Raw genomic sequence first — 25,921 nt, forward strand, 5'->3', positions numbered from 1 at the left:
GGCGAGAAGATTGCGCAACTTGCGCGCATGATCCAGAGATTTCTGAAGCGGTAAAAGGATGCTCCATGTACATGACACGCGGCTTGGGTTACATTGTTGGCACTTTTTTCCGGCGTAGCCCAAAACGCGCTGTCGTCAAGTCGTTAAGGGCTCAGCCTTCATTATCCGATCTGGAGTCAAAATGTCCTCACGTAAAGAGCTTGCCAATGCTATTCGTGCGCTGAGCATGGACGCAGTACAGAAAGCCAAATCCGGTCACCCGGGTGCCCCGATGGGTATGGCTGACATTGCCGAAGTCCTGTGGCGTGATTTCCTGAACCACAACCCGACTAACCCGTCCTGGGCTGACCGTGACCGCTTCGTGCTGTCCAACGGCCACGGCTCCATGCTGATTTACAGCCTGCTGCACCTCACCGGCTACGATCTGCCGATGTCCGAGCTGCAGAACTTCCGTCAGCTGCATTCCAAAACGCCGGGTCACCCGGAAGTGGGTTACACCGCGGGTGTTGAAACCACTACCGGTCCTCTGGGTCAGGGCATTGCGAATGCTGTGGGTATGGCTATCGCCGAAAAAACGCTGGCGGCGCAGTTTAACCGTCCTGGTCACGACATCGTTGACCACTTCACCTATGCTTTCATGGGCGACGGCTGCATGATGGAAGGTATCTCTCACGAGGTATGTTCCCTGGCCGGTACGCTGAAGCTGGGTAAACTGGTAGCGTTCTACGATGACAACGGCATCTCTATCGATGGCCACGTTGAAGGCTGGTTCACCGATGACACCGCTAAGCGTTTCGAAGCTTACGGCTGGCACGTGGTTCGTGGCGTTGATGGTCACGATGCTGACGCGATTAAGCGCGCAGTTGAAGAAGCTCGCGCTGTGACCGACAAACCGTCCCTGCTGATGTGCAAAACCATCATCGGTTTCGGTTCCCCGAATAAAGCTGGTACCCACGACTCTCACGGTGCGCCGCTGGGTGATGCAGAAATCGCACTGACCCGCGAACAGCTGGGCTGGAAATACGCGCCGTTTGAAATTCCGTCTGAAATCTACGCGCAGTGGGATGCGAAAGAAGCAGGCCAGGCAAAAGAAGCTGCATGGAACGAGAAGTTCGCTGCTTATGCGAAAGCCTTCCCGCAGGAAGCCGCTGAATTCACCCGTCGTATGAAAGGTGAAATGCCGTCTGACTTCGATGCAAAAGCGAACGAGTTCATTGCTAAGCTGCAGGCTAACCCGGCGAAAATCGCCAGCCGTAAAGCGTCTCAGAACGCGATTGAAGCGTTTGGTCCTCTGCTGCCTGAATTCCTCGGCGGCTCCGCTGACCTGGCACCAAGTAACCTGACTCTGTGGTCTGGTTCTAAAGCTATCAACGAAGATACTGCCGGTAACTACATCCATTACGGTGTACGTGAATTCGGTATGACCGCTATCGCTAACGGTATCTCCCTGCACGGTGGCTTCCTGCCGTACACCTCCACCTTCCTGATGTTTGTGGAATATGCCCGTAACGCGGTGCGTATGGCTGCGCTGATGAAACAGCGTCAGGTGATGGTCTATACCCACGACTCCATCGGTCTGGGCGAAGACGGCCCGACTCACCAGCCGGTAGAGCAGGTAGCTTCGCTGCGCGTGACCCCGAACATGAGCACCTGGCGTCCGTGTGACCAGGTTGAATCTGCCGTTGCATGGAAATACGGTGTAGAGCGTCAGGACGGTCCAACCGCGCTGATCCTCTCCCGCCAGAACCTGGCACAGCAGGAACGTACCGAAGAGCAGCTGGCGAACATCGCGCGCGGTGGTTACGTGCTGAAAGATTGCGCCGGTCAGCCGGAACTGATCTTCATCGCTACCGGTTCTGAAGTTGAGCTGGCTGTGGCTGCCTGGGACAAACTGACCGCTGAAGGCGTTAAAGCGCGCGTGGTTTCCATGCCGTCTACCGACGCGTTCGACAAACAGGATGCCGCTTATCGCGAGTCCGTACTGCCGAAAGCTGTTTCCGCACGTGTTGCAGTGGAAGCGGGTATCGCAGACTACTGGTTCAAATACGTGGGCCTGAACGGCGCTATCGTTGGTATGACTACCTTTGGTGAGTCTGCACCGGCTGAGCTGCTGTTTGAAGAGTTTGGCTTCACTGTCGACAACGTTGTCGCGAAAGCAAAAGAACTGCTGTAATTTTGATTACAGGTGAAAACGGGTCGCTTATGCGGCCCGTTTTTTTAAAGTAAGTAAATTTATTTGATCGTGCGCAACCCGAAAATGTAGATTTGCATCACAAATATGATATTTAGCGATGTTTCATATTTGCAACTTGAATCACATTATTACCGTTGATTTTTATATTTCTTTTCTCAATCCATTGTTTTTAAAGGCATCACCAAAAAACATTCTGCGCTGTATGTAGTTTTCTCCTCGATTGATTTCATTTCGCCGTGCGCGTATTTTATTTTTAACGCTAACTCGTACCCTAAAAATAAAATAAGGAAAATGTATGCGGCTGATTGATTACTTTCCCGAATCATCTATCTCAATAAAAAATTCAGCAAAGAACTGGCAGGAGGCAATTGACTTTTCTATGTCATCCTTACTTGCCAATCATTATGTCAATTCAGATTATATTCAGGCCATTAAAGACTCAACGATTAACAATGGTCCTTATTATATTTTAGCGCCAGGCGTCGCCATGCCGCACGCTCGACCGGAGTGTGGCGCGTTAAAAACCGGTATGTCATTAACGCTTCTCAAACAGGAAGTGAAATTTGCCGAAGATGATGAAGGTATCAGATTATTAATCGGATTGTCGGCGGCTAATGCTGATTCACACATTGGCGCTATTCAGGCCTTAAGCGAATTATTATGTGAAGAGGAAGCACTAACCGCTTTGTTAGCGGCTAAATCAGAAAAACAATTGGCGGATATTATCGCTCAAGCATAATTAACGGTTTCCTTTCAGGACATTATTATGGAAAACAAGTCTGCTCGTGCCAAAGTCCAGGCTTTTGGTGGGTTTTTGACTGCAATGGTCATTCCCAACATCGGTGCGTTTATTGCCTGGGGTTTTATTACCGCATTATTTATTCCTACCGGTTGGATGCCGAATGAGCATTTCGCTAAAATTGTCGGTCCGATGATTACCTATTTACTGCCCGTCATGATTGGCTCCACAGGGGGACATCTGGTTGGCGGGAAACGCGGTGCGGTAATGGGGGGCATTGGTTCTATTGGCGTTATTGTGGGCGCGGATATCCCGATGTTCCTTGGCGCGATGGTAATGGGGCCGCTTGGCGGTTGGGTGATTAAGCATATCGACCGTCTGCTGGAAAAACGCATTCCTGCAGGCTTCGAGATGGTTATCAATAATTTCTCTCTTGGTATTGCGGGAATGCTCTTATGCTTGCTGGGGTTTGAAGTTATCGGCCCGGCGGTTCTCATTGCCAATAATTTCGTGAAGGAGTGTATTGAAGCGTTGGTTCATGCGGGCTATCTGCCGTTGCTATCCGTAATCAATGAGCCGGCAAAAATCCTCTTTCTGAACAATGCTATCGATCAGGGGGTGTATTATCCGTTGGGGATGCAGCAAGCTTCTGAAACGGGAAAATCAATTTTCTTCATGGTGGCATCTAACCCAGGGCCGGGATTAGGTTTGTTACTCGGCTTTGCTATCTTTGGTAAAGGAATGAGTAAAAAGTCTGCACCAGGCGCCATGATTATCCACTTCCTCGGTGGTATTCATGAACTGTATTTCCCGTATGTGCTGATGAAGCCTCTGACCCTGATCGCGATGATTGCCGGGGGAATGACCGGGACGTGGGTATTCCACCTGCTGGACGGTGGGTTAGTTGCGGGGCCAAGCCCAGGATCCATATTTGCCTATCTGGCATTAACGCCGAAAGGTTCTTTCCTCGCGACCATTGCAGGAGTTACCGCGGGAACCGTTGTTACTTTTGTTATTACCTCTGTCATCCTGAAAATGGAAAAGAACGTTGAAACAGAAAGTGAAGATGACTTTGCTGAATCAGCCAGAGCCGTCAAAGCGATGAAGCAGGAAGGGAAATTCTCTTATAAAAACATTAAACGCGTCGCTTTTGTCTGTGATGCAGGAATGGGTTCCAGTGCTATGGGGGCAACCACGTTTCGTAAGCGTCTGGAGAAAGCGGGATTGAATATTACTGTGACGCATTATGCTATCGAAAACGTTCCGCAAGATGCCGATATTATTGTCACCCATGCCAGTCTTGAAGGTCGTGTTAAACGTGTAAGTGAAAAGCCATTAGTGCTGATTAAGAACTATATTGGTGACCCATTGTTGGATGATTTATTTAAACGCATTACTGCGAACTAGCCTTCTTCTATTTTTGGAGTGAATATGAAAACGAAAGTTGCTGCCATATATGGCAAGCAGGATATTCGTATCCGCGAATTTGAACTGCCTGCAATTACAGATAATGAATTGTTAGTAAGCGTAATATCCGATAGCGTTTGTTTGTCCACCTGGAAAGCAGCAGCATTGGGGAGCGATCATAAACGCGTACCGGACGATCTGGAAAATCATCCGGTTATTACCGGACATGAATGTGCAGGTATCATTGTTGAGGTGGGGAAAAACCTGACGGATAAATATAAGAAAGGTCAGCGTTTTGTGTTGCAACCCGCGATGGGATTGCCAAGTGGATATTCAGCGGGATACAGCTACGAATATTTTGGCGGCAATGCGACATATATGATTATCCCGGAAGTGGCGATTAACCTGGGATGCGTTTTGCCTTACCACGGCTCTTATTTTGCCGCCGCCTCATTGGCAGAACCGATGTGCTGCATTATTGGCGCGTATAACGCGAATTTTCATACCACGCCTTACGTTTATGAGCATCGCATGGGGATTAAGCCAGGGGGGAACATTGCGCTTCTGGCCTGCGCCGGGCCGATGGGTATTGGTGCAATAGATTATGCCATTAACGGAAATATTCAGCCGTCACGCGTGGTGGTGGTCGACATTGACGAAGCACGACTGGCGCAGGCTAAAAAACTGTTGCCCGTTGAGCTGGCGGCAGAAAAGGGGATTGAGCTCATCTATGTGAATACTACTGGCATGGATTCTCCGACAGCGATGCTGCGAGCGTTAACTCATGACGCAGGTTTTGATGATGTCTTTGTGTATGCGGCAGTGCCTGCAGTTGTTGAGATGGCTGATGATTTACTCGCGGAAGATGGTTGCCTGAATTTTTTTGCCGGCCCTACGGACAGTAACTTCAAAGTGCCGTTTAATTTTTATAACGTGCACTACAACAGCACTCACGTTGTCGGGACATCCGGTGGTTCAACGGATGATATGAAAGAGGCCATTGCGCTCAGTGCAATCGGCCAACTGCAACCGTCTTTTATGGTGACGCACATTGGCGGCCTTGATGCAGTTCCGGAAACTGTTTTGAATTTACCGGCGATCCCCGGCGGTAAGAAGCTGATATATAACGGCGTTACCATGCCACTAACCGCCATTGCTGATTTTGCCGAGAAAGGGAAAACTGACCCATTATTCAAAGAACTGGCGCTACTGGTGGAGGAGACGCACGGTATCTGGAATGAAAAGGCAGAAAAATACCTTTTGGCACACTTTGGCGTTGATATAGGGGAGGCGGCGATATGATGTCGCTGGCATGGCCGCTATTTCGTATCACGGAGCAGGCTGCACTGGCAGCCTGGCCGCAAACCGGGTGCGGCGATAAAAACAAGATTGATGGTCTGGCTGTGACGGCAATGCGGGAAGCATTGAACAGTATTGCCATTCGCGGACGCATCGTTATTGGCGAAGGGGAGATTGATCAAGCCCCGATGCTGTGGATTGGTGAGGAAGTGGGAACCGGCACCGGACCTGAGGTAGATATCGCCGTTGATCCTATCGAAGGAACCCGAATGGTGGCGATGGGGCAAAGCAATGCGCTGGCCGTCATGGCGTTTGCCCCTCGCGGTAGTTTGTTACACGCCCCTGATATGTACATGAAAAAACTGGTTGTTAATCGGTTTGCGAAAGGGGCGATTAATCTGGCGCTGCCGTTGGCAGATAATCTGCGTAATGTGGCAGAGGCGTTGGGTAAACCGCTGGAGCGACTGCGGATGGTGACGCTGGATAAACCGCGCCTTCAACCAGCGATTGCCGAGGCGACACGGCTTGGCGTCAAGGTCTTTGCTCTACCCGACGGCGACGTGGCCGCCAGCGTGCTGGCCTGTATGCAGGAGAATCCTTATGATCTGATGTATACCATTGGCGGCGCGCCCGAAGGGGTTATTTCAGCCTGTGCGGTTAAAGCGCTAGGGGGCGATATGCAGGCTGAACTGATTGATTTTTGCGAAGCGAAAGGAAATAACGCAGATAATCGTCTGATTGCGGCACAGGAACATCAGCGCTGCGCGGAAATGGGCGTTGAGATCAACCGGATCTACGCGCTGGACGAACTGGTAGGGGGAAATAAGATCCTCTTCAGCGCGACAGGGGTCACGGGCGGCGATCTTGTGAAAGGGATCCAACAGGTTGCGAATGGTGTGCGCACGCAAACTTTACTGATCGGCGGCGCGGATCGAACGTGTAATATAATAGACTCTCTGCATTCATGGTGATTTATCGAGAAACGAATGACGACGCTGACAGAAGACGATGTGCTTGAGCAACTGGATGCTCAAAATAATTTACTCTCGTTTATGACGACGGCACATAACATTTTGCTCCTGGGCATTAAGCGCTTTCTACCGTCGCTGTTCGTTAATAACGATGAAGAGATCGTGGAATATGCAGTGAAGCCGTTACTCGCCCAGAGTGGACCGCTTGACGATATCGACGTTGCGTTACGTCTGATTTATGCGTTGGGAAAAATGGATAAATGGCTTTATGCCGACATCACCCATTTCTCTCAGTTTTATCAGTACCTGAACGAGCAGGATAATATCCCCGGTTTTGCCGATGACATTACTTGGGATTTTGTCAGCAACGTGAACAGTATCACCCGCAACGCAACGCTCTACGGTGCGCTGGAGTCGATGAAATTTGCCGACTTTGCTGCGTGGTCCGAAGTGCGCTTTAGCGCAATGGTCAAGACGGCAATGACGCTGGCAGTGACGGCGATTTTAAAGGAATTAACGCCGTGAAAATCAAACTAACGGTGAATGGGCTACAGGTTGAAGCACATTACCGTGATGATGAGATAGAGAACGTACACAAACCGTTATTACAACAGCTGGCAAAAATACACGCCACTCACCCGCAGCGACGAACGATCGTTTTTCTCAGCGCACCGCCTGGTACGGGTAAATCGACGCTGACCACCTTCTGGGAATATCTCTCCCGTCAGGATCCTGGCCTGCCGGAGATCCAGACGCTGCCGATGGATGGCTTCCATCACTACAACACCTGGCTGGATGCTCATAACCTGCGAGCATACAAAGGTGCGCCGGAAACCTTTGATGTGGATAAGCTTGCACAGAATCTACGTTTGATAAGGGAAGGGGAGGGCACCTGGCCTCAGTACGACCGGCAAAAACACGATCCGGTAGAAGCGGCTATAACAGTGACCGCGCCGATTGTGATTGTGGAAGGAAACTGGTTATTACGCGATGATGAAAGGTGGCGGGCGTTAGCTGAGTTTTGTGATTACTCGCTGTTTATTCGTGCACCTGCCAACGCGCTCCGTACACGACTGGTAGGCCGTAAACTGGCGGGCGGACTATCACAAGCTGACGCTGAGGCGTTTTATGAGCGTACCGACGGACCGAATGTTCGTCGGGTACTGGAAGCGAGTCTGCCTGGTGACCTGACGCTGGAGATGCTGGAATCTGGTGAATATCGGATTGCGTGAAGGCCAATTATTCCTGTTAAGCCGTAATGATTATTACGGCTTACTGGAATAATTTCCCCCGGTCTCAGCGGGAAAAATGTGATGTACGTCAGATAACTGTTTTCTTTGGCTGGACAATCATTCCTTTTATTCCGCGTTTCGCTTATTCTAGCTGAAGCGTTTCAGTCGATTAAATGTTCGACAATTAACCAATTAGTCGCAGTTTGCGACAGGTAAGGTTTCCCTGAGCGATTTGCTGCATTACTCTGTCTGCCACATCGTTTCTGAGAAATCCTTGCAGGAGACCTATGACCGTACGCGTAGCGATTAATGGTTTCGGTCGCATCGGACGCAACGTGGTTCGTGCTTTGTATGAATCCGGGCGTCGGGCGGAAATCACCGTGGTGGCAATCAACGAACTGGCGGATGCTGCAGGCATGGCGCATTTGTTGAAATATGACACCAGCCATGGACGTTTTGCCTGGGATGTTCGTCAGGAACGTGACCAGCTCATCGTTGGCGATGACGCGATCCGCATTCTGCATGAGCGAACGCTCGATGCGCTTCCCTGGCGCGAACTGAGTGTCGACGTTGTGCTGGATTGTACGGGGGTCTTCGGCAACCGCGAACACGGCGAGGCGCATATTGCCGCAGGTGCAAAAAAAGTGCTCTTTTCACATCCTGGTAGTCACGACATCGACGCAACCGTTGTGTATGGCGTTAATCAGGATCAGCTGCGCGCTGAACACCGGATCGTTTCCAACGCCTCCTGCACCACGAATTGCATAATACCCGTCATTAAATTGCTGGATGATGCTTACGGCATTGAGTCTGGTACCGTCACCACGATCCACTCCGCGATGCACGATCAGCAGGTTATTGATGCCTATCATCCTGACCTGCGTCGCACGCGAGCGGCCAGCCAGTCTATTATTCCGGTTGATACCAAACTGGCGGCGGGCATCACGCGAATTTTCCCGCAGTTTAACGATCGTTTTGAAGCGATTGCGGTGCGTGTACCGACCATAAATGTGACGGCGATCGACTTAAGCGTGACGGTGAAAAAACCAGTAAAAGCCAGTGAAGTCAACCAGTTGCTGCAAAAAGCAGCACAAGGTGCATTTCATGGTATAGTTGACTATACGGAATTACCGTTGGTCTCTGTAGATTTTAACCACGACCCGCACAGCGCCATCGTTGATGGTACGCAAACGCGCGTGAGTGGCGCTCACCTGATCAAAACGCTGGTCTGGTGTGATAATGAATGGGGCTTTGCTAACCGTATGCTCGACACAACGTTAGCGATGGCTGCTATTGGTTTCAGGCTCGACGCTTGAGCGTCGACAAAACTTTATGAATCAACGAGAGGATTCACCATGTCTGTAATTAAGATGACCGATCTGGATCTGGCTGGTAAACGCGTTTTTATCCGTGCGGACCTGAACGTACCAGTTAAAGAAGGGAAAGTAACCAGCGATGCGCGTATCCGTGCTTCCCTGCCGACCATCGAACTGGCCCTGAAACAGGGTGCTAAAGTGATGGTAACTTCCCACCTGGGTCGTCCTACCGAAGGCGAGTACAACGAAGAATTCTCTCTGCTGCCGGTTGTTAACTACCTGAAAGACAAACTGTCTGCTCCGGTTCGCCTGGTAAAAGATTACCTGGACGGCGTTGAAGTCGCTGCCGGTGAACTGGTTGTTCTGGAAAACGTTCGCTTCAACAAAGGCGAGAAGAAAGACGACGAAGCACTGTCCAAAAAATACGCTGCGCTGTGCGACGTATTCGTAATGGACGCTTTCGGTACTGCTCACCGTGCGCAGGCTTCTACCCACGGTATCGGTAAATTCGCCGACGTAGCTTGCGCTGGTCCGCTGCTGGCTGCTGAGCTGGATGCGCTGGGTAAAGCGCTGAAAGAACCTGCTCGTCCGATGGTGGCTATCGTTGGTGGTTCTAAAGTTTCTACCAAACTGACCGTTCTGGACTCTCTGTCAAAAATCGCTGACCAGCTGATCGTTGGTGGTGGTATCGCGAACACCTTCGTTGCTGCTCAAGGCCACAACGTCGGCAAATCCCTGTACGAAGCTGACCTGGTTGATGAAGCTAAGCGTCTGTTGACGACTTGCGATATCCCGGTCCCGACTGACGTTCGCGTAGCGACTGAATTCTCTGAAACTGCACCGGCTACGCTTAAATCCGTTAGCGATGTAAAAGAAGACGAGCAGATCCTGGATATCGGCGACGCTTCTGCACAGCAGCTGGCTGACATTCTGAAGAATGCGAAAACCATTCTGTGGAACGGCCCGGTTGGCGTGTTCGAATTCCCGAACTTCCGCAAAGGTACTGAAATCGTTGCTAATGCTATCGCAGACAGCGAAGCATTCTCTATCGCAGGCGGCGGTGACACCCTGGCAGCAATCGACCTGTTCGGCATTGCTGACAAAATCTCCTACATCTCTACTGGCGGCGGCGCATTCCTCGAATTCGTGGAAGGCAAAGTACTGCCAGCAGTAGCCATGCTCGAAGAGCGTGCTAAAAAGTAAGACATTGATGGGCAGGGAAACCTGCCCAATTATTAGCGCGCTGTCGAGCGCGCCCCCTTTCCAAGGCCGAAGATACAGGACTCGCAACATGTCTAAAATTTTTGATTTCGTAAAACCAGGCGTAATCACTGGTGATGACGTACAGAAAGTTTTCCAGGTAGCTAAAGAAAACAACTTTGCTCTGCCAGCTGTTAACTGCGTTGGTACCGACTCCATCAACGCCGTTCTGGAAACCGCTGCAAAAGTTAAAGCGCCGGTAATCGTCCAGTTCTCCAACGGTGGTGCTTCTTTCATCGCGGGTAAAGGCGTGAAGTCTGACGTTCCTCAGGGCGCTGCAATCCTGGGTGCTATCTCTGGTGCGCATCACGTTCACCAGATGGCTGAACACTATGGTGTTCCGGTTATCCTGCACACTGACCACTGCGCGAAGAAACTGCTGCCGTGGATCGACGGTCTGCTGGACGCGGGTGAAAAACACTTCGCAGCAACAGGCAAACCGCTGTTCTCTTCTCACATGATCGACCTGTCTGAAGAGTCTCTGGAAGAGAACATCGAAATCTGCTCCAAATACCTGGCGCGCATGTCCAAAATGGGCATGACTCTGGAAATCGAACTGGGTTGCACCGGTGGTGAAGAAGACGGCGTGGACAACAGCCACATGGACGCTTCTGCACTGTACACCCAACCGGAAGACGTTGACTACGCATACACCGAGCTGAGCAAAATCAGCCCGCGTTTCACCATCGCAGCGTCCTTCGGTAACGTACACGGCGTTTACAAGCCGGGTAACGTAGTTCTGACCCCGACCATCCTGCGCGACTCTCAGGACTATGTTTCTAAGAAACATAACCTGCCGCATAACAGCCTGAACTTCGTCTTCCACGGCGGTTCCGGTTCTACTGCTCAGGAAATCAAAGATTCCGTAAGCTACGGCGTAGTGAAAATGAACATCGACACCGATACCCAATGGGCTACCTGGGAAGGCGTTCTGAACTACTACAAAGCAAACGAAGCTTACCTGCAGGGTCAGTTGGGCAACCCGAAAGGCGAAGATCAGCCGAACAAGAAATACTACGATCCGCGCGTATGGCTGCGTGCTGGTCAGGCAACTATGATCACCCGTCTGGAACAGGCTTTCAAAGAACTGAACGCGGTTGACGTTCTGTAATTCCGTCTGCGGACAGTAAAAATGGCTTCCTTTGGGAAGCCATTTTTTTTACTGCATAACGCAGGTTCCTTTTTCACCCGCCAGGACCTGCGGCGCATCCTTCAGGGCGCCGATAAATGCTGCGTTTCCGGTCTGTTTGACAAACTGTATCACCGCCGCCGCTTTCGGGCCCATTGCACCGTCAGGCGCGGCAAACGGCGCCAGCTCTTCTGGTGTGACATGTCGTAGCGCACGCGCCTGGGGGGTTCCCCAGTTTTCATACACGGCATCGGCGTCCGTCAGGATCAGCAGGTGGTCAGCGTTAATGGATTGCGCCAGCACGGCAGCGGTCAAATCCTTATCAATGACGGCTTCGGTTCCCTGATAGCCATCGCCTTGCGCAATGACCGGAATACCGCCACCGCCACAGCAAATCACCATGTGCCCCGCATCCATCAACGTGCAGATGGCATCACTGTCGAGAATTTTTAGCGGTGTCGGGGAGGGAACCACGCGGCGAATATATTGCCCATCCGCTTTCATCTGCCAGCCATAGCGTTCTTCCAGATCTGTCTGTTGATCCGGCTGGTAGACGGGGCCGATATATTTACCGGGTGTTGAGAAAGCGTCATCCTGCGGATCGACCTCAACGCGGGTCATCAGCGTCGTCACGGGCGCGTTACCCGTGGATGACGCCAGCGCCTGGGCAATGGCAAAACCGATCATCCCCTGACTTTCCGCAACCAGAATGTCCAGCGGCCAGGCCGGGGACTCTTTGTAAGCAGCGTTCTGTAGCGCCAGCAGACCAACCTGAGGACCGTTGCCATGAACAATGACCAGTTGATAATCACGGGCTAATTCGGATGCCATTTCGGCAAATACCTGAATACTACGCTGCTGGTTTTCTGCACTCAAAATTTCTCCGCGCTGTAATAAGGCATTGCCGCCAAGCGCAATGACAATCTTCTTTTTCATTAATGACCTCATTGTGAAAAATATCTCGTGGTCAACATAGCGTTTTATCGCTTTTATTATGTGATAAGGTCGACAACTCAAATACCTGTAAAAATATCTCGATAATTAATGATGTTTTCTGTCTCTTTATTTAAATTGCTTTGAAAGTGATTATTAGACTTTTTTTAATAATGTTGCGGCCAGTTCCCAGAAATTTATAACAATGGATTTTGTGTGATTTTGTTCAAATGAAATGAATTTTTACCCCGATATGGTAGACGCAGTTAAAACATCAAACCTCACGTATCCTGTCAGATAACATGAGGTATTCAGCGGTAATGATTACCGGGAGATTAATTATGTCTGGTTCATATGAAGTGGCTGAGGCCACAAAGAAAAGAGGAATACCGGCCTGGTGGGTCACCGTTTTTCTGTTCTGGCTGGGATGGATTTTTATGTATGCCGACCGCACGGTGCTCAATCCGGTGATGGGCGAATTAGAAAAAGAATTTGGCTTAAGCGGCACACAATTGGGTATTCTTAATTCTGTGTTCTATTTTTCTTACGCATTACTTCAGGTACCTGCCGGAATTCTGGGTGACAAAATTGGTAAGAAAAAGGTGCTGGTTCCGGGGTTTATTCTTTTTGGTGTTTTCACCGCGGTAACCGGCTGGGCAAAAAGTTGGTACACCCTGCTGTTTGCCCGCGTGGTGACGGGGGCGGGTGAAGGAACCTATTATGGTCCGCAATACGGTCTTTCCTCTGAGCAGATCCCGAAGAAGTACCGCTCTCTTGGCAGCGCAATCATCAACAGCGGTATGGCTTTTGGTATTGCGCTGGGGCTGATGACCTCAAGCTGGCTGGTATACGATCAGGGATATTCATGGCGGATGCCATTCTATGCGATGGCGGTTCCATCCGTGCTGGTTGGGGTGGCTATCTGGCTATTTGTGAAAGAGAAGAAACGTACTGCCGACGCCGATGGCGCGCCGGTTAAAAAGGGTAAATTCAGCGATCTGCTGAAAAACCGTAATTTAATTATCACCTATATTATGGTGTTCTGTAGCCTGTTCGGTTTCTTCGTTATCCTGACCTGGCTTCCTTATTATCTGCAAAATGAACGGGGTATCGCGGGCAGCGAAACCGGATTTATCTCTTCGCTGGTGGCCTGGATTTCCATTCCTGGGGCGCTGCTATTCTCCAGCCTGTCTGACAAATTAGGCAAGCGTAAACCTTTAATTATGTTCCTGGTGCCGGTCGCGATTATCAGCATGTTGTCAATTATTTGGATGCCGAATATGACAGGTGTTATCACTGCGCTGTGTGTCTATGGTCTGGTGGGTAAACTGGCGCTGGATCCGGTACTGGTTGCCCTGGTAGCCGATAGCGTGGATGAAAATAATTACAGCACCGCATTTGGCTTATTTAATTTTATCGGCATGAGTTCATCCATTCTGGCACCGATTATTGCCGGGGCTGCGCGTGATATGACCGGAAGCCTGGCTTCCAGTTTCTATGTTTCAGCCGTACTGCTGGCTATTGGTTTATTCGCAATGCTGTTTTTAAAAGAACAACGCACATAAAGAGGTAGCGGTAATGATTTACGCCTTTATTAAAAAGGGAAGTTTTCAGGATTCCGTCAGCCTGATGATCATTTCCCGAAAACTCAGTGAGCGCCCGGAAGTTGATCAGGTTTCGGTCATGATGGGAACACCAGCCAATAAATCGATGCTGGATTCCACAGGGTTCTGGCACGACGACTTTGCCGATGCCACGCCAAATGATATTTGTGTGGCGGTCAGAACCGAAGGTGAGCAGCCTGAGATCCTGGATTTGATTCGTGAGCAACTGGAGAAAGAGCTAAGCGCGATCGCCAACGCGTCGGGGAGTTCACATCAACTGGTGAAAGCTCGCCGCTTCGAAAGCGCGTGCCAGAAATTACCTCAGGCCAATCTTCTGCTGGTCTCCGTCGCCGGAGAATATGCCGCATCTGTTGCCAGAGAGGGGTTGCAGGCCAATAAAAACGTCATGTTGTTTTCCGATAACGTATCGCTGGAGCAGGAAGTTGAGCTGAAAACCATGGCACGCGAGCGCGGGCTGATCGTCATGGGGCCAGACTGCGGAACGGCGATGATTGCCGGAAGCCCGTTAGCTTTTGCCAACGTCCTGCCTGAAGGCGGGATTGGCGTGATTGGCGCGTCAGGCACCGGTATTCAGGAAATTACCTCGCAGATTGCGCTGCATCAGCAGGGCATTAGCCATGCGATTGGCCTGGGGGGACGTGACCTGAGCGCTGACGTGGGCGGTATCAGCGCATTGACCGCGCTGGAGATGCTGGCTGCGGATGATGCCACGCGGGTAATGGCTTTTGTCTCCAAGCCGCCGTCTCCGCAGGTGCGAACCCGCATTATTGCTGCGATGCAAAAGGTGGGGAAACCGGTTGTCGCGCTGTTTCTGGGCAGCAAGCCGGAGCAGCGTCGCGAAGGAAACGTCTGGCTGGCGAATTCACTTTCTGATGCCGCGCGGCTGGCGGTGCTGCTGATGCGCGTGGCGCAGCAGAGACGGGCTCAGCCGGAAGTGGCAGGCAAAGGGATTTACGGCCTGTATGCCGGGGGGACGCTGGCCGCGGAAGCCGCCATGCTGCTCTCAGCGGGGCTGGGGGTTCCCGTGAGTGAAAGCCACGACCAGGGCGTGATGCTGGACGCCGGTGGTCATCGTATTGTCGACCTCGGGGACGACAGCTACACCCTGGGCAGACCGCATCCGATGATTGACCCAACCACCCGCAGCATTGAAATCGAAAAACTGGCCGCGTTTCCGGATGTCGGGGTACTGCTGCTGGATGTCGTACTGGGCTATGGCGCCTGCGCCGATCCAGCGGGGGCGGTTGTTGAGGCGGTAGATCAAGTGCGCGCCAAACGCACTGCGCCGCTGGTGGTGATTGCTACTCTGACCGGAACCGAGGGCGATCCGCAGGGCCGCAGCGAGCAGGAAGAGAAACTCCGTGAAGCCGGGGTTGCCGTGGTAGAAACCCTCGAAGAGGCGGTACTGCTCGCCGTTAGCCTGACGCATCACCAGAATCACAATATTCCACAGACGCATAGCGCGCTTCTTGCGGGCGTACAGGTTATCAACGCCGGATTGCGCAGCTTCGCGCTGGATCTGCAAAGCAGCGGTACGCCGGTTGTGCATTATCAGTGGGCGCCTGTTGCCGGTGGCAACGCCCGTCTTGCCAGCTTACTCAAACAGTTACATTAAGTTCAGAGGTACGGATATGTATTCATCTATTGCACAGGCCAACGAAGCCATTATCGAACGAATTAAAGCTGCACGCCCCCACTGGGTTGCCGTGCGTCCTGCAAAAGAAGCGGTGGCCGAATTATCTTCTGGACGCAAATTACTGCACGCTGGTCCGCCGATCGCCTGGGGAGAGATGACTGGCCCAATGCGCGGAGCCTGTATTGGCGCATCGCTGTTTGAAGGCTGGGCGGTCACGGAGGAAGATGCCCTGCGGATGCTGGAGCAGGGAGAGATCGAGTTTATTCCTTGCCACCACGTTGGCGCGGTAGGTCCGATGGGCGGTATTACGTCCGCTAATATGCCGGTGCTGGTCGTGCGTGATGTCGTCCACGGTAATCAGGCCTGCTGCAACCTCAATGAGGGGATCGGCAAAGTGATGCGCTTTGGCGCTTACGGCGATGACGTGCAGAAACGTCTGCGCTGGATGCGCGATACGCTGGCGCCGGTATTGCAGGAAGCGCTCTCGCCGATGGAAAACGGCGTCGATCTGACGGCACTGATGGCGCAGGCTATCACGATGGGCGATGAGTTCCACCAACGTAATATTGCGGCCTCTTCTCTGCTGCTACGCACGCTTTCTCCGGTGATTGCCGGACTGGGGCGTCCGAAGGCGGAAATCATTGAGGTGTTGCAATTCCTGAGCGTCACCGACCAGTTCTTCCTTAACCTGGCAATGGCCTACAGTAAAGCCGTTATGGATGCGTCGGCGGAAATTAAAGCAGGTTCTGTGGTGACCGCCATGACGCGTAACGGCCGTGATTTCGGTATTCGCGTGAGCGGCACAGGCGATCGTTGGTTTACCGCGCCGGTGAACACGCCGCAGGGGCTGTTCTCTACCGGCTATAGCCAGACTGATGCCAATCCGGATATCGGCGACAGTGCCATCACGGAAACGCTGGGGATTGGCGGTGCTGCGATGATCGCCGCACCGGGCGTAACGCGCTTCGTTGGCGCGGGTGGCATGGGGGCTGCGCTGGAGACATCGGAAGAGATGGCGGAGATCTATCTTGCCAACAATCCGCTGTTCCAGATCCCGTCATGGGATTTCAAAGGGGCATGTCTGGGGCTGGATATCCGTCGCGTCGTGGAAACGGGGATTACGCCGCTGATTAACACCGGTATTGCTCACAAGGATGCGGGGATCGGCCAGGTGGGGGCGGGCACCGTTCGCGCACCGCTGCTCTGTTTTGAAAAAGCGCTTGAAGCGCTGGCGGAACTGCATCACATCACGGCATAACAACGTTGCCGGAAGGCGACGCAGTTGCGTTTTATCCGGCCTGCGAATGAGTTCATTCCGTAGGCCGGCTCGGGCGCTCTCCCTGCCATCCAGTGTCCTGGAGTGTATCGATGGTGACGATTAAGGCATTAGCCAGCGCGGGTTTTTATCGACTTCCCGATGGCGAATGGAGGTTGCACAGCCGCTTCTCGCAGGCGATTAATTTTTGCCGTCCTGACGGCGAGCTGTTGACGCTGTTTCGCTACGGAAAGGGGATGGGACCGACGGGCATGCTGCTGAGCACCACACAGTTTTCCCGCGTGGCGCATATTGAACGACTTATCAAACAGGGGAGCATCCTGCGGGGACAGGGTATAGCGCTTTGCTCGCGTCGCACACTCCGGATGTCGCTGGATCCTGCCGTACTTGCCCCTGTCGATCTCTCTTTTTGCACTCAACACAGTGGTCTTTCCGGAGCGCTGAATCAGCCACTCAATACGATGTTGCACTACCCTGAAATCATTGAGCAACTTGAGTGCTGGCATCGTGGCGTGACGCCTGACTGGCGCTGGCTGATCGGATACGGCCCAGGACTGACGCCCAGCGGCGATGATATGCTGACGGGGATGCTGGCTGTGCTGTATGCTGCGGGGCTTTCTGCCAAATTGCGCTATTTTTTACCCCCGACGGAGCAACTTGTGCCGCTCACCACGTCAGTAAGCTGTAGCTATCTGAACAGCGCCAGAGTGGGCGAATTTTCAACGCCGCTACAGAAGGTGATACGTGGTTTACAGTCCGGACGCGATCCGCATTCTGCAATCAGACGCCTGCTTGCTGTCGGGCACTCCTCGGGGGCGGACATATTGCTGGGAATCGCGATAGCGCAACGGTGGTTACAGGTGGTCGACTCAAGGGGAACGCATGCTCGATCAGGAAACAATACGCACTTTTATTCGGGTTGCACAGACGGAGAGTTTTTCCCGCGCGGCCAGCTCCCTGCATAAAACGCCCGCGGCGATTAGCTATCGCATTAAAACGCTGGAAGAGCAGGTGGGGACGCAGCTCTTTTTACGTACAACCCGCTCCGTCAGTCTGACGCTAGCCGGACAACATCTGCTTGAGCATTGTCGACAGTGGCTTAACTGGCTGGATGCAATGCCGGACGAGCTTCAGCAGATCAACGCGGGCGTTGAACGGCAGGTGAACATCGTTATCAACAATCTGCTGTACCAGCCGCAGACCACGGCAGATTTACTGACCTGGCTGCACCAACAATTTCCCTTCACCCGATTTCAAATTTCCCGACAGGTCTATATGGGCGTGTGGGATTCGCTACTGTATGACGATTTCCAATTGGCGATTGGCGTCACCGGATCGGAATCGCTCTCCAATAATATCTCTCTGTTGCCGCTGGGAGATATCAGTTGGCGGTTTGTGGTAGCGCAAAATCACCCGCTGGCCAGCCATCCAGTGCCGGTACTGTCAGACGATATGCTGCGCCGCTATCCGGCTATCAATATTGAAGATACCTCGCGTACGCTTACGCGCCGCGTCGCCTGGCTGCTTAGCGGACAAAAGGAGATCAAAGTGCCGGATCTCAGCACTAAGCTGGCCTGTCATTTAAGCGGGCTTGGCGTCGGTTTTTTACCCGAGCGGATGTGTCGTCCTTATGTTGAATCCGGGGCACTGGTTGCCCGTGAGGTGATTAATCCGCGCCAGCCATCGCCGCTCTCGATTGCCTGGAAGAATGCGGGCAGCGGAAAGGTGGTCAGTGAAATTGCGGACATTTTTAAGCAAAAAGATTCTCTGGTGAGCGGGTTCCTGCGGATGGTCGACCGACCGGCGGAGAACTGAGTTTACGGCGGTTTTTTAAGGGATCATGTTGAAAAAATGGCAGATTCGGTCTTTTTTGTTTACCTTTAATAGGGTGTTTTCGTGAGATTGATCTCGTAATTTTTTTGACATGCTCAAGGACTATTGAATGGAAGATTTGAATGTTGTCGACAGCATAAACGGTGCGGGCACCTGGCTGGTCCGCAATCAGGAGCTACTGTTGAGCTATGCCGTCAACATCGTTGCGGCCATCGCGATTGTCATTATCGGTATGATCGTGGCGCGTATCGTATCAAACACCGTTAACCGCCTGATGCTGGCGCGTAAAATTGATGCCACCGTTGCCGACTTTCTTTCTGCACTGGTGCGCTACGGTATTATCGCTTTCACGCTGATTGCCGCGCTGGGTCGCGTTGGGGTGCAAACTGCCTCCGTGATCGCCGTTCTCGGTGCCGCGGGTTTGGCTGTCGGTCTGGCGCTGCAAGGGTCGCTGTCCAACCTCGCCGCAGGCGTGCTTCTGGTGATGTTCCGTCCGTTCCGCGCGGGTGAATATGTAGACCTTGGCGGCGTTGCGGGAACCGTGCTTAACGTGCAGATTTTCTCCACAACTATGCGTACCGTAGACGGTAAGATTGTGGTGATCCCAAACGGTAAAATCATTGCCGGGAACATCATTAACTTCTCTCGCGAGCCGGTCCGTCGTAACGAATTTATTATCGGCGTGGCCTACGACTCCGATATCGATCAGGTGAAAAAAATCCTCACTGATATCATCCAGTCTGAAGATCGCATCCTAAAAGACCGTGAAATGACGGTACGCCTGAATGAGTTGGGCGCTTCCTCGATTAATTTCGTCGTACGTGTCTGGAGTAACAGCAGCGATCTGCAAAGCGTCTACTGGGATGTACTGGAGCGTATTAAGCGCGAGTTTGACGCCAACGGTATCAGCTTCCCGTACCCGCAGATGGATGTGAACTTTAAACGCGTGAAAGAGAACGCGACCGAGTAACTTCAGCTAAAAACGCCCGCCAGAGAGAGGCGGGCATTGATTTATCTCGTCTTGTTAAGAATTGCGCTGACACCCTGCATCAGCTCGCCAACATCGTTTATTCCTTTACTTTCCTGTTGGGCAATCCATTCGGCCTGAACGTGCTGATACCCGGTAGCGGCTTGCCACGCATTCAGCTCGCTGTTGGTCAGGTAGTGAACGTGTGCGCCCTCTTTTGCCATCTTTTGCGCCATTGCGGTCAGGCTTGCGTCCTGCACTGCGCCAATACGCTTTTGCGTCATGGCGGCGGCCCGATTGATGGCTGCGCGATCTTTCACGTCCAGGCTATCCCAGACGTCTTTATTCATCACCAGAAGATAAACGTGTCCGAGCCAGAGCGAAGGGGAGAGCTGAATATAGGGGGCCGCCCGCTGGGCATGGATATCATCTCCGCTGTCGAGGTTAACCATCAGGCCGTCAAGCTGTCCGGTCTGAAGCGCATCGGTAATTTTTTCATTCCATGGCATGCTGACCGGCACGCCGCCCGCGTTGCGTAAAAATGATTGATGCCAAAAGCTGGCGGTCCGCCATTGGCTTGCATTCAGCTGTGCCAAATCGACGTTCGGCCTGGTCGTAAAAAATCCAACCGGATAGCCGAGGAAAAACTGAAGATTCACCAGATTGTTGTTTTCCAGCTCGCGACCAAACTGGCGATACTCGCGGAAAATCCGCTGAAAGGCGTTAACCTGCGCTTCACCACGACCCGGTCCGAGGGGAAAGCTCTTAAAAATCTGGTGTCGCGGCAGTTGTTCGGGCGTGTACTCAGGGACCACGATCCCCATATCCGCCACGCTGCCCTGGCCGATCGTTTTTAAGGCGTCATAGCTGGTGGACAGCTCGCCGTTCCAGTGAGCGTCGATTTTCAAACGTCCAAGCGACTCTTGTTCGATCGCGCGAAAAAAAGTCTCTTTTATGAGCCGGGTACGCATGTTGCCATATGGCTCGTGATCGGTATAGCGCAGCGTTCTGTCTGCGCTGGCGACAGTGGGCCACAAACTGGTAACTATCAGCGAGGCACAGAAGAGAAAAATGTTCGCGTTATGCTTCATACCCATTCCTTTGGTATAGACAGATTTATCTTTCAGCATACCTCGGGTAACGCACAATCGCTATTGTCAGAGACTGAATCTGGAGGGGAGTGTGCGCGGTATTATTAATAATGCTAATTACTGATTAATATTATCCATTTCCTCTAATGAATCCCGCGCAGTATAGTCTGCCCACAAGACAATTATGTGAGATGTTTTACATGTTATCCTACTATTTTCAAGGGCTTGCGCTTGGTGCAGCCATGATACTTCCGCTTGGTCCACAAAATGCCTTCGTGATGAATCAGGGGATCCGTCGTCAGTATCACATCATGATTGCTTTACTCTGCGCTATCAGTGATTTAGTGCTGATTTGCGCGGGTATCTTCGGCGGTAGCGCCTTGCTGATGCAGTCGCCATGGCTGATGGCGCTGGTCACCTGGGGCGGGGTCGCATTTTTACTCTGGTACGGATTCGGTGCGCTAAAAACGGCGATGAGCAGTAATCTGGAACTGGCCAGCGCCGAAGTGATGAAGCAGGGGCGCTGGAAAATTATCGCCACTATGCTGGCGGTGACATGGCTCAACCCACATGTTTACCTGGATACCTTTGTGGTGCTCGGGAGTCTGGGGGGACAACTGGACGTTGAGCCTAAACGCTGGTTTGCACTGGGAACCGTCAGCGCTTCGTTCCTGTGGTTCTTCGGTCTGGCATTGCTGGCGGCCTGGCTGGCACCGCGTCTGCGAACTGCAAAAGCACAGCGCATCATCAATACGCTGGTAGGATTAGTGATGTGGTTTATCGCTTTTCAGCTGGCAAAAGAAGGTGTTGCGCACGTTCAAGCGCTGTTCAACTAAGTGTTGTCTGATGGACAACGCAGCGAGATCGGCTAAGCTTGCCTGCATGTGCCCTGAGTTTTGGGGTAATTAATGAAACATGGAGGAACGACCGTGAAGTTCAAAATAATGGCCCTGGCGGCATTAGTCGGATTCAGCGCACTATCGGTACAGGCAAATGAGTTGCCAAATGGACCGCACATCGTGACTTCCGGAACGGCAAGCGTAGATGCAACACCAGACATCGCCACCCTGGCGATTGAAGTGAACGTTGCTGCAAAGGATGCGGCTTCCGCGAAGAAGCAGGCCGATGAGCGCGTGGCGCAATATCTGTCTTTCCTTGAACAGAACCAGATAGTGAAGAAAGACATTAGCGCTGCAAACTTGCGTACGCAGCCGGACTACGACTACCAGAACGGCAAAAGCATCCTCAAAGGTTATCGTGCAGTGCGCACCGTTGAAGTCACGCTGCGTCAGTTGGACAAACTCAACGCTCTGCTTGATGGCGCGCTGAAGGCCGGTCTGAATGAGATTCGTTCGGTATCGCTGGGCGTTGCCCAGCCGGATGCTTACAAAGACAAAGCGCGTAAAGCGGCGATTGATGATGCTGTTCATCAGGCTGAACAGCTGGCCGCGGGCTTTAATAGCAAACTGGGTCCCGTTTACAGTGTGCGTTACCACGTTTCCAATTATCAACCGAGCCCGATGGTACGGATGATGAAAGCAGATGCAGCGCCTGCAACCTCCGCTCAGGAAACCTACGAACAGCCGGTTATTCAGTTTGACGATCAGGTTGATGTCGTCTTCCAGATTGAGCCAACAGTAACCAATAAGTAGTCTTGATAAGGCGTAAGTCGCCATCCGGCAAGATTTTAGCCTGATGGCGATGCTTACGCGTCTCATCAGGCCGACAAAATATTCCAGCCGGTTTTTTCTGTGAGCAACTGTAAAAATGAGACCTCACATTCAGTCTTTTTTTTCGTGGTAATGAGGATAGGCCATAGCGATTTTTAAGGGGACGCTATGGATATTTTTATCTCGAAAAAGATGCGTAATTTCATTCTGCTGGCGCAAACTAATAACATCGCCAGAGCGGCAGAAAAAATACATATGACCGCATCGCCTTTCGGTAAAAGCATTGCTGCACTGGAAGATCAAATCGGCTATACGCTGTTTACCCGTAAAGATAACAACATCAGCCTGAATAAAGCCGGACAGGAGCTGTATCAGAAGCTGTTTCCCGTCTATCAGCGCCTCTCTGCCATTGATAACGAAATCCATAACGCCTCTTGTCGCTCGCGGGAAATCGTCATCGGTATCGATAATACTTATCCAACGATTATTTTTGACCAGTTGATTAGCCTTGGCGATAAATATGACGGCGTGACGGCCCAGGCCGTTGAATTCAGCGAGAATGGGGTGATTGATAATCTGTTCGACCGCAAACTGGATTTCATTATCTCGCCGCAGCACGTTTCTCCCCGCGTACAGGAGTTGGAAAATCTGGCGATCAGCGAACTGTCTCCGCTACGTCTGGGGTTTCTCGTTTCCCGGCGCTACGAAGAGAAACAGCCGCAGGATCTGTTGCGCGAGCTACCCTGGCTGCAAATGCGTTTCCAGAATCGCGCCAACTTTGAGGCGATGCTGGATGCTTACATGCGGCCCTGCGGGATCAATCCGACGATTATCTACCGTCCGTACAGCTTTATGGCCAAGATTAGCGCGGTGGAGCGCGGGCAGTTTTTGACGGTGATCCCTCATTTTGCCTGGCGGCTGGTGAATCCGTCGACGCTAAAGTATTTCGACGCGCCCGGCAGCCCCATGTATATGCAGGAGTTTCTCTATTCGCTGAAAAATCATCGCTATACCGGCACCATGCTCCAGCATATTGCTGAAGATCGTGACGGTACGGCAAGTTAACCGAGCATCGATCCTGTCTCGAGAAGGTTGCGATGCAGATCGAACGCATGGCTGAGATCGTGATGGATATGCCCGCCGGGCGCTTTTTCCAGATAGCGGTGCAGGTAGTCCCGGTAAAGGGGATGCGCACAGTTATCGATAATCGTGTGCGCCCGCTGCATCGGAGATAACCCACGCAGATCGGCAATCCCTTGTTCGGTCACGATCACTTTAACGCTATGTTCGCTGTGGTCGACATGGCTGCACATCGGTACGATGGTTGAGATTTTCCCGCCTTTGGCAATCGACGGCGCCATAAAGATAGACAGGTAGGCGTTGCGCTCGAAATCCCCGCTGCCGCCGATCCCGTTCATCAGGTTCACGCCCGCAACGTGCGTGGAATTGGCATGGCCGTAGATATCAAACTCAAGCCCAACGTTGAGCGCAATGACCCCCAGCCGACGGATGATTTCCGGGTTATTGGAGATCTCCTGCGGGCGCAGCACAATTCGGCTGGTGAAGAAGTCCATGTTGTCGTAAATCTTCTGTAGCGACGGGGCTGAGATGGTCAGGCTGGAGGCGCTGGCACCGGTGATCTTGCCCGTTTCCAGCAGATGCACCACCGATTCCTGTAACACCTCTGAATACATCATAAAGGGCGGAATATCCGGATTCTCCCCCAGTCGCGCCATTACCGCGTTGTTGATATTGCCCACGCCGCTTTGTAAGGGCAGAAACTCTGCTGGAATGCGTTTGTGCGCCATTTCTGCCAGTAGGAAAGTGACGACGTTATCGGCAATTTGTTGGCTGACCGGATTGGTTTTATCCGACACATTCCCGGCATCGGGCAGCTCGGTATCCACCACCGCGACCACTTTCCTGGGGTCTATCTGCACGCACTGACTGCCCACGCGATCCATGGTATGAAATATGGGTACGCTGTTACGCCGCGGCGGTGCGCCGGGTATTACGATGTCGGCAAACTCAGCCACGCGCGGATTATGGTAATGATTCAACTCGATAATCACCTTTTTCGCCCGCAGCAGCCAGGTGGGTGCATTGCCAATACCGCTGGAAAGCCAAATCCGGCCATCCGGCGCAATGGCGGAAGCTTCAATGACGGCAACATCGATTTCGCCAAAAAAGCCGTAATTAACCATCTGCGCGACTTCGCTCAAATGGAGATCGACAAACCTCACCTGGCCCTGGTTAATTTTCTCGCGCAGGCCAGATGAGGTTTGATAAGGCGCACGCCAGGAAACGGCATCCGCCGCGGATAATGCATCATCAGCGGCGGCGCCAATTGATGCCCCGGTCAGCAGGCGGATCTGAAAAGGCTGCCCGTCCTGATGCCGTTCGCAGGCGCGTTGGGCAATTGCGGTGGGTAACGCTTTTGGCGAACCCGCGGGGGTAAAGCCGCTGAACGCCACCATATCATCGTGCTGGATAATTTCTGCCGCCTGTTCGGCGCTCATCCGTTTCATGGCCGTCTCCTTCGTCGGACGTGATTAATGGCCAACAAAATTAGGTTTACGTTTTTCCATAAACGCGTTCATCCCTTCCTGATAATCCTCGCTGTCATACACCGCGCGGCGCATGCCCTGAATGCGCTCGAATTCGTCAGAGTTCATGGTGTGTGCTTCGCCCAACACGCGCAGTTCTTCTTTGATGACGGCGATTGCCAGCGGCGCTTTTTCCGAGATGTGATGCGCAATTTGCAGGGTGAAATCTTCCAGTTCCTCGGTTGGAACGACATGGTTGAGGATCCCGACCGCCATAGCGCGTTGAGCGGTGATGGGCGAGGCGGTAAAAATCAGCTCCTTAACGATGTGAAAGCCAGCGTCGCGGGTCAGGTTGTGGATGCCCACCAGGTTATAGGGCACGCCGAGGTTGACCGGGGTCATGGAGAAGGTAGACGTACTGGCTGCGATGATCAGATCGGAACTCATGATCATCTCAAACGCGCCGCCCCAGACGCTGCCTTCAACCATGGAGATCACCGGCTTCGGATATTTTTGGATCATACGAGTTATCTGACGCAGCGGATCGTCATAAGAGAGCGGATCGCGACGTCCGGTGGGGAGCTCATGAATATCATGCCCGGCAGAGAACACTTTGGCCCCGCTCGGGGCGCGCAGAATGATGCAGCGAATGTCCGGACGATTGAGGTCGCTCAGCGCCTGCATCAGATCGTCAATAAACACTTTGCTCAGGGCATTGAGCTTGCGGCCGTAATTGAACTCAATGACCGCGACTTTCTGGATGATGACCACGTTGACGTATTGATAAGACATAATGT

Annotated in this window: 23 protein-coding genes; 19 read left to right on the plus strand and 4 right to left on the minus strand. The window is 52.4% G+C overall.

Going from position 1 to position 25,921, the window contains the following annotated elements; translation table 11 throughout:
* Positions 1–181: 181 nt before the first annotated feature.
* The 10 genes from tkt (at position 182) to fbaA (ending at position 11,529) form a co-directional block, all read left to right on the plus strand.
* Complete coding sequence (gene tkt, locus O6D90_RS03970) at positions 182–2,173, plus strand: transketolase (protein WP_016154386.1); 1,992 nt, start codon at positions 182–184, stop codon at positions 2,171–2,173.
* Between the two features lie 316 nt (positions 2,174–2,489).
* Entirely contained in the window at positions 2,490–2,933 is a 444-nt protein-coding gene (gene cmtB / locus O6D90_RS03975; protein WP_016157436.1) for a PTS mannitol transporter subunit IIA, read from the plus strand.
* Positions 2,934–2,960: 27 nt separating this feature from the next.
* Complete coding sequence (locus O6D90_RS03980; protein ID WP_016157435.1) at positions 2,961–4,340, plus strand: PTS mannitol transporter subunit IICB; 1,380 nt, start codon at positions 2,961–2,963, stop codon at positions 4,338–4,340.
* A 24-nt stretch (positions 4,341–4,364) separates the two neighbouring features.
* Positions 4,365–5,642, plus strand: a complete 1,278-nt coding sequence (locus tag O6D90_RS03985) for a zinc-binding dehydrogenase (RefSeq protein ID WP_016157434.1) — start codon at positions 4,365–4,367, stop codon at positions 5,640–5,642.
* A complete protein-coding gene (glpX, locus tag O6D90_RS03990) occupies positions 5,639–6,610 on the plus strand; it encodes a class II fructose-bisphosphatase (protein WP_016154382.1) in 972 nt (323 codons plus the stop codon). Before O6D90_RS03985 ends, glpX begins: the two co-directional genes overlap by 4 nt.
* 15 nt (positions 6,611–6,625) lie before the next feature.
* Entirely contained in the window at positions 6,626–7,135 is a 510-nt protein-coding gene (locus O6D90_RS03995) for an MltR family transcriptional regulator (protein WP_016157433.1), read from the plus strand.
* On the plus strand, positions 7,132–7,842 hold the full coding sequence (locus tag O6D90_RS04000; protein ID WP_016157432.1) for a nucleoside/nucleotide kinase family protein: 711 nt from the start codon (positions 7,132–7,134) through the stop codon (positions 7,840–7,842). The genes O6D90_RS03995 and O6D90_RS04000 overlap by 4 nt, the downstream gene beginning before the upstream one ends.
* A gap of 287 nt (positions 7,843–8,129) precedes the next feature.
* On the plus strand, positions 8,130–9,158 hold the full coding sequence (gene epd, locus O6D90_RS04005) for an erythrose-4-phosphate dehydrogenase (protein ID WP_016154379.1): 1,029 nt from the start codon (positions 8,130–8,132) through the stop codon (positions 9,156–9,158).
* 39 nt (positions 9,159–9,197) lie between these two features.
* Positions 9,198–10,361: a phosphoglycerate kinase gene (gene pgk / locus O6D90_RS04010; protein ID WP_003027032.1), complete on the plus strand. Its 1,164-nt coding sequence runs from the start codon at positions 9,198–9,200 to the stop codon at positions 10,359–10,361.
* Between the two features lie 88 nt (positions 10,362–10,449).
* A complete protein-coding gene (gene fbaA / locus O6D90_RS04015; protein WP_003027029.1) occupies positions 10,450–11,529 on the plus strand; it encodes a class II fructose-bisphosphate aldolase in 1,080 nt (359 codons plus the stop codon).
* A gap of 48 nt (positions 11,530–11,577) precedes the next feature.
* On the opposite strand, the gene O6D90_RS04020 is transcribed toward fbaA, so the two are convergent.
* Positions 11,578–12,483: a carbamate kinase gene (locus O6D90_RS04020; protein ID WP_016157431.1), complete on the minus strand. Its 906-nt coding sequence runs from the start codon at positions 12,481–12,483 to the stop codon at positions 11,578–11,580.
* A gap of 338 nt (positions 12,484–12,821) precedes the next feature.
* On the opposite strand from O6D90_RS04020, the gene O6D90_RS04025 reads away from it, so the two are divergent.
* The 6 genes from O6D90_RS04025 to O6D90_RS04050 all read left to right on the plus strand — a co-directional run bounded on the left by O6D90_RS04025 (position 12,822) and on the right by O6D90_RS04050 (position 19,820).
* The gene (locus tag O6D90_RS04025; protein WP_016157430.1) at positions 12,822–14,045 is read left to right on the plus strand and encodes an MFS transporter; all 1,224 of its coding nucleotides are present in this window, start codon (positions 12,822–12,824) and stop codon (positions 14,043–14,045) included.
* Between the two features lie 13 nt (positions 14,046–14,058).
* Positions 14,059–15,720 (plus strand): acyl-CoA synthetase FdrA, encoded by a 1,662-nt coding sequence (locus O6D90_RS04030; protein WP_016157429.1) that lies wholly within the window; start codon positions 14,059–14,061, stop codon positions 15,718–15,720.
* 16 nt (positions 15,721–15,736) lie between these two features.
* Positions 15,737–16,999: a DUF1116 domain-containing protein gene (locus tag O6D90_RS04035; RefSeq protein ID WP_271143252.1), complete on the plus strand. Its 1,263-nt coding sequence runs from the start codon at positions 15,737–15,739 to the stop codon at positions 16,997–16,999.
* Positions 17,000–17,109: 110 nt separating this feature from the next.
* Positions 17,110–17,982, plus strand: coding sequence for a DUF2877 domain-containing protein (locus O6D90_RS04040; protein WP_016154374.1), 873 nt, complete (start codon positions 17,110–17,112; stop codon positions 17,980–17,982).
* Positions 17,900–18,832 (plus strand): HTH-type transcriptional activator AllS, encoded by a 933-nt coding sequence (gene allS / locus O6D90_RS04045; protein ID WP_032931810.1) that lies wholly within the window; start codon positions 17,900–17,902, stop codon positions 18,830–18,832. The genes O6D90_RS04040 and allS overlap by 83 nt, the downstream gene beginning before the upstream one ends.
* A 127-nt stretch (positions 18,833–18,959) precedes the next feature.
* The gene (locus tag O6D90_RS04050) at positions 18,960–19,820 is read left to right on the plus strand and encodes a small-conductance mechanosensitive channel MscS (RefSeq protein ID WP_016154372.1); all 861 of its coding nucleotides are present in this window, start codon (positions 18,960–18,962) and stop codon (positions 19,818–19,820) included.
* Between the two features lie 41 nt (positions 19,821–19,861).
* Here O6D90_RS04050 and dctP read toward each other — a convergent pair whose 3' ends face one another.
* Entirely contained in the window at positions 19,862–20,908 is a 1,047-nt protein-coding gene (gene dctP, locus O6D90_RS04055; protein ID WP_016157427.1) for a TRAP transporter substrate-binding protein DctP, read from the minus strand.
* 200 nt (positions 20,909–21,108) lie between these two features.
* Between dctP and argO the strand changes: the two genes are divergently transcribed.
* The 3 genes from argO (at position 21,109) to srsR (ending at position 23,643) form a co-directional block, all read left to right on the plus strand.
* Positions 21,109–21,744 carry an arginine exporter ArgO gene (argO, locus tag O6D90_RS04060; protein WP_016157426.1) on the plus strand — a complete coding sequence of 212 codons (636 nt, stop codon included), beginning with the start codon at positions 21,109–21,111 and terminating at the stop codon, positions 21,742–21,744.
* Between the two features lie 93 nt (positions 21,745–21,837).
* Positions 21,838–22,560, plus strand: a complete 723-nt coding sequence (locus O6D90_RS04065; protein WP_016157425.1) for an oxidative stress defense protein — start codon at positions 21,838–21,840, stop codon at positions 22,558–22,560.
* A 186-nt stretch (positions 22,561–22,746) separates the two neighbouring features.
* Entirely contained in the window at positions 22,747–23,643 is an 897-nt protein-coding gene (gene srsR, locus O6D90_RS04070; protein WP_016154369.1) for a LysR family transcriptional regulator SrsR, read from the plus strand.
* Here the strand turns inward: srsR and O6D90_RS04075 are convergent.
* Entirely contained in the window at positions 23,640–25,106 is a 1,467-nt protein-coding gene (locus tag O6D90_RS04075) for an acetyl-CoA hydrolase/transferase family protein (RefSeq protein ID WP_016157424.1), read from the minus strand. The two genes, srsR and O6D90_RS04075, sit on opposite strands and share 4 nt — an antisense overlap.
* Before the next feature lie 24 nt (positions 25,107–25,130).
* On the minus strand, positions 25,131–25,916 hold the full coding sequence (scpB, locus tag O6D90_RS04080; protein ID WP_016157423.1) for a methylmalonyl-CoA decarboxylase: 786 nt from the start codon (positions 25,914–25,916) through the stop codon (positions 25,131–25,133).
* Positions 25,917–25,921: the final 5 nt, after the last annotated feature.

Origin of the sequence: Citrobacter sp. 21OH12SH02A-Citro (genome assembly GCF_027919895.1) — a bacterium.
GTDB classification, from domain to species: domain Bacteria; phylum Pseudomonadota; class Gammaproteobacteria; order Enterobacterales; family Enterobacteriaceae; genus Citrobacter; species Citrobacter braakii.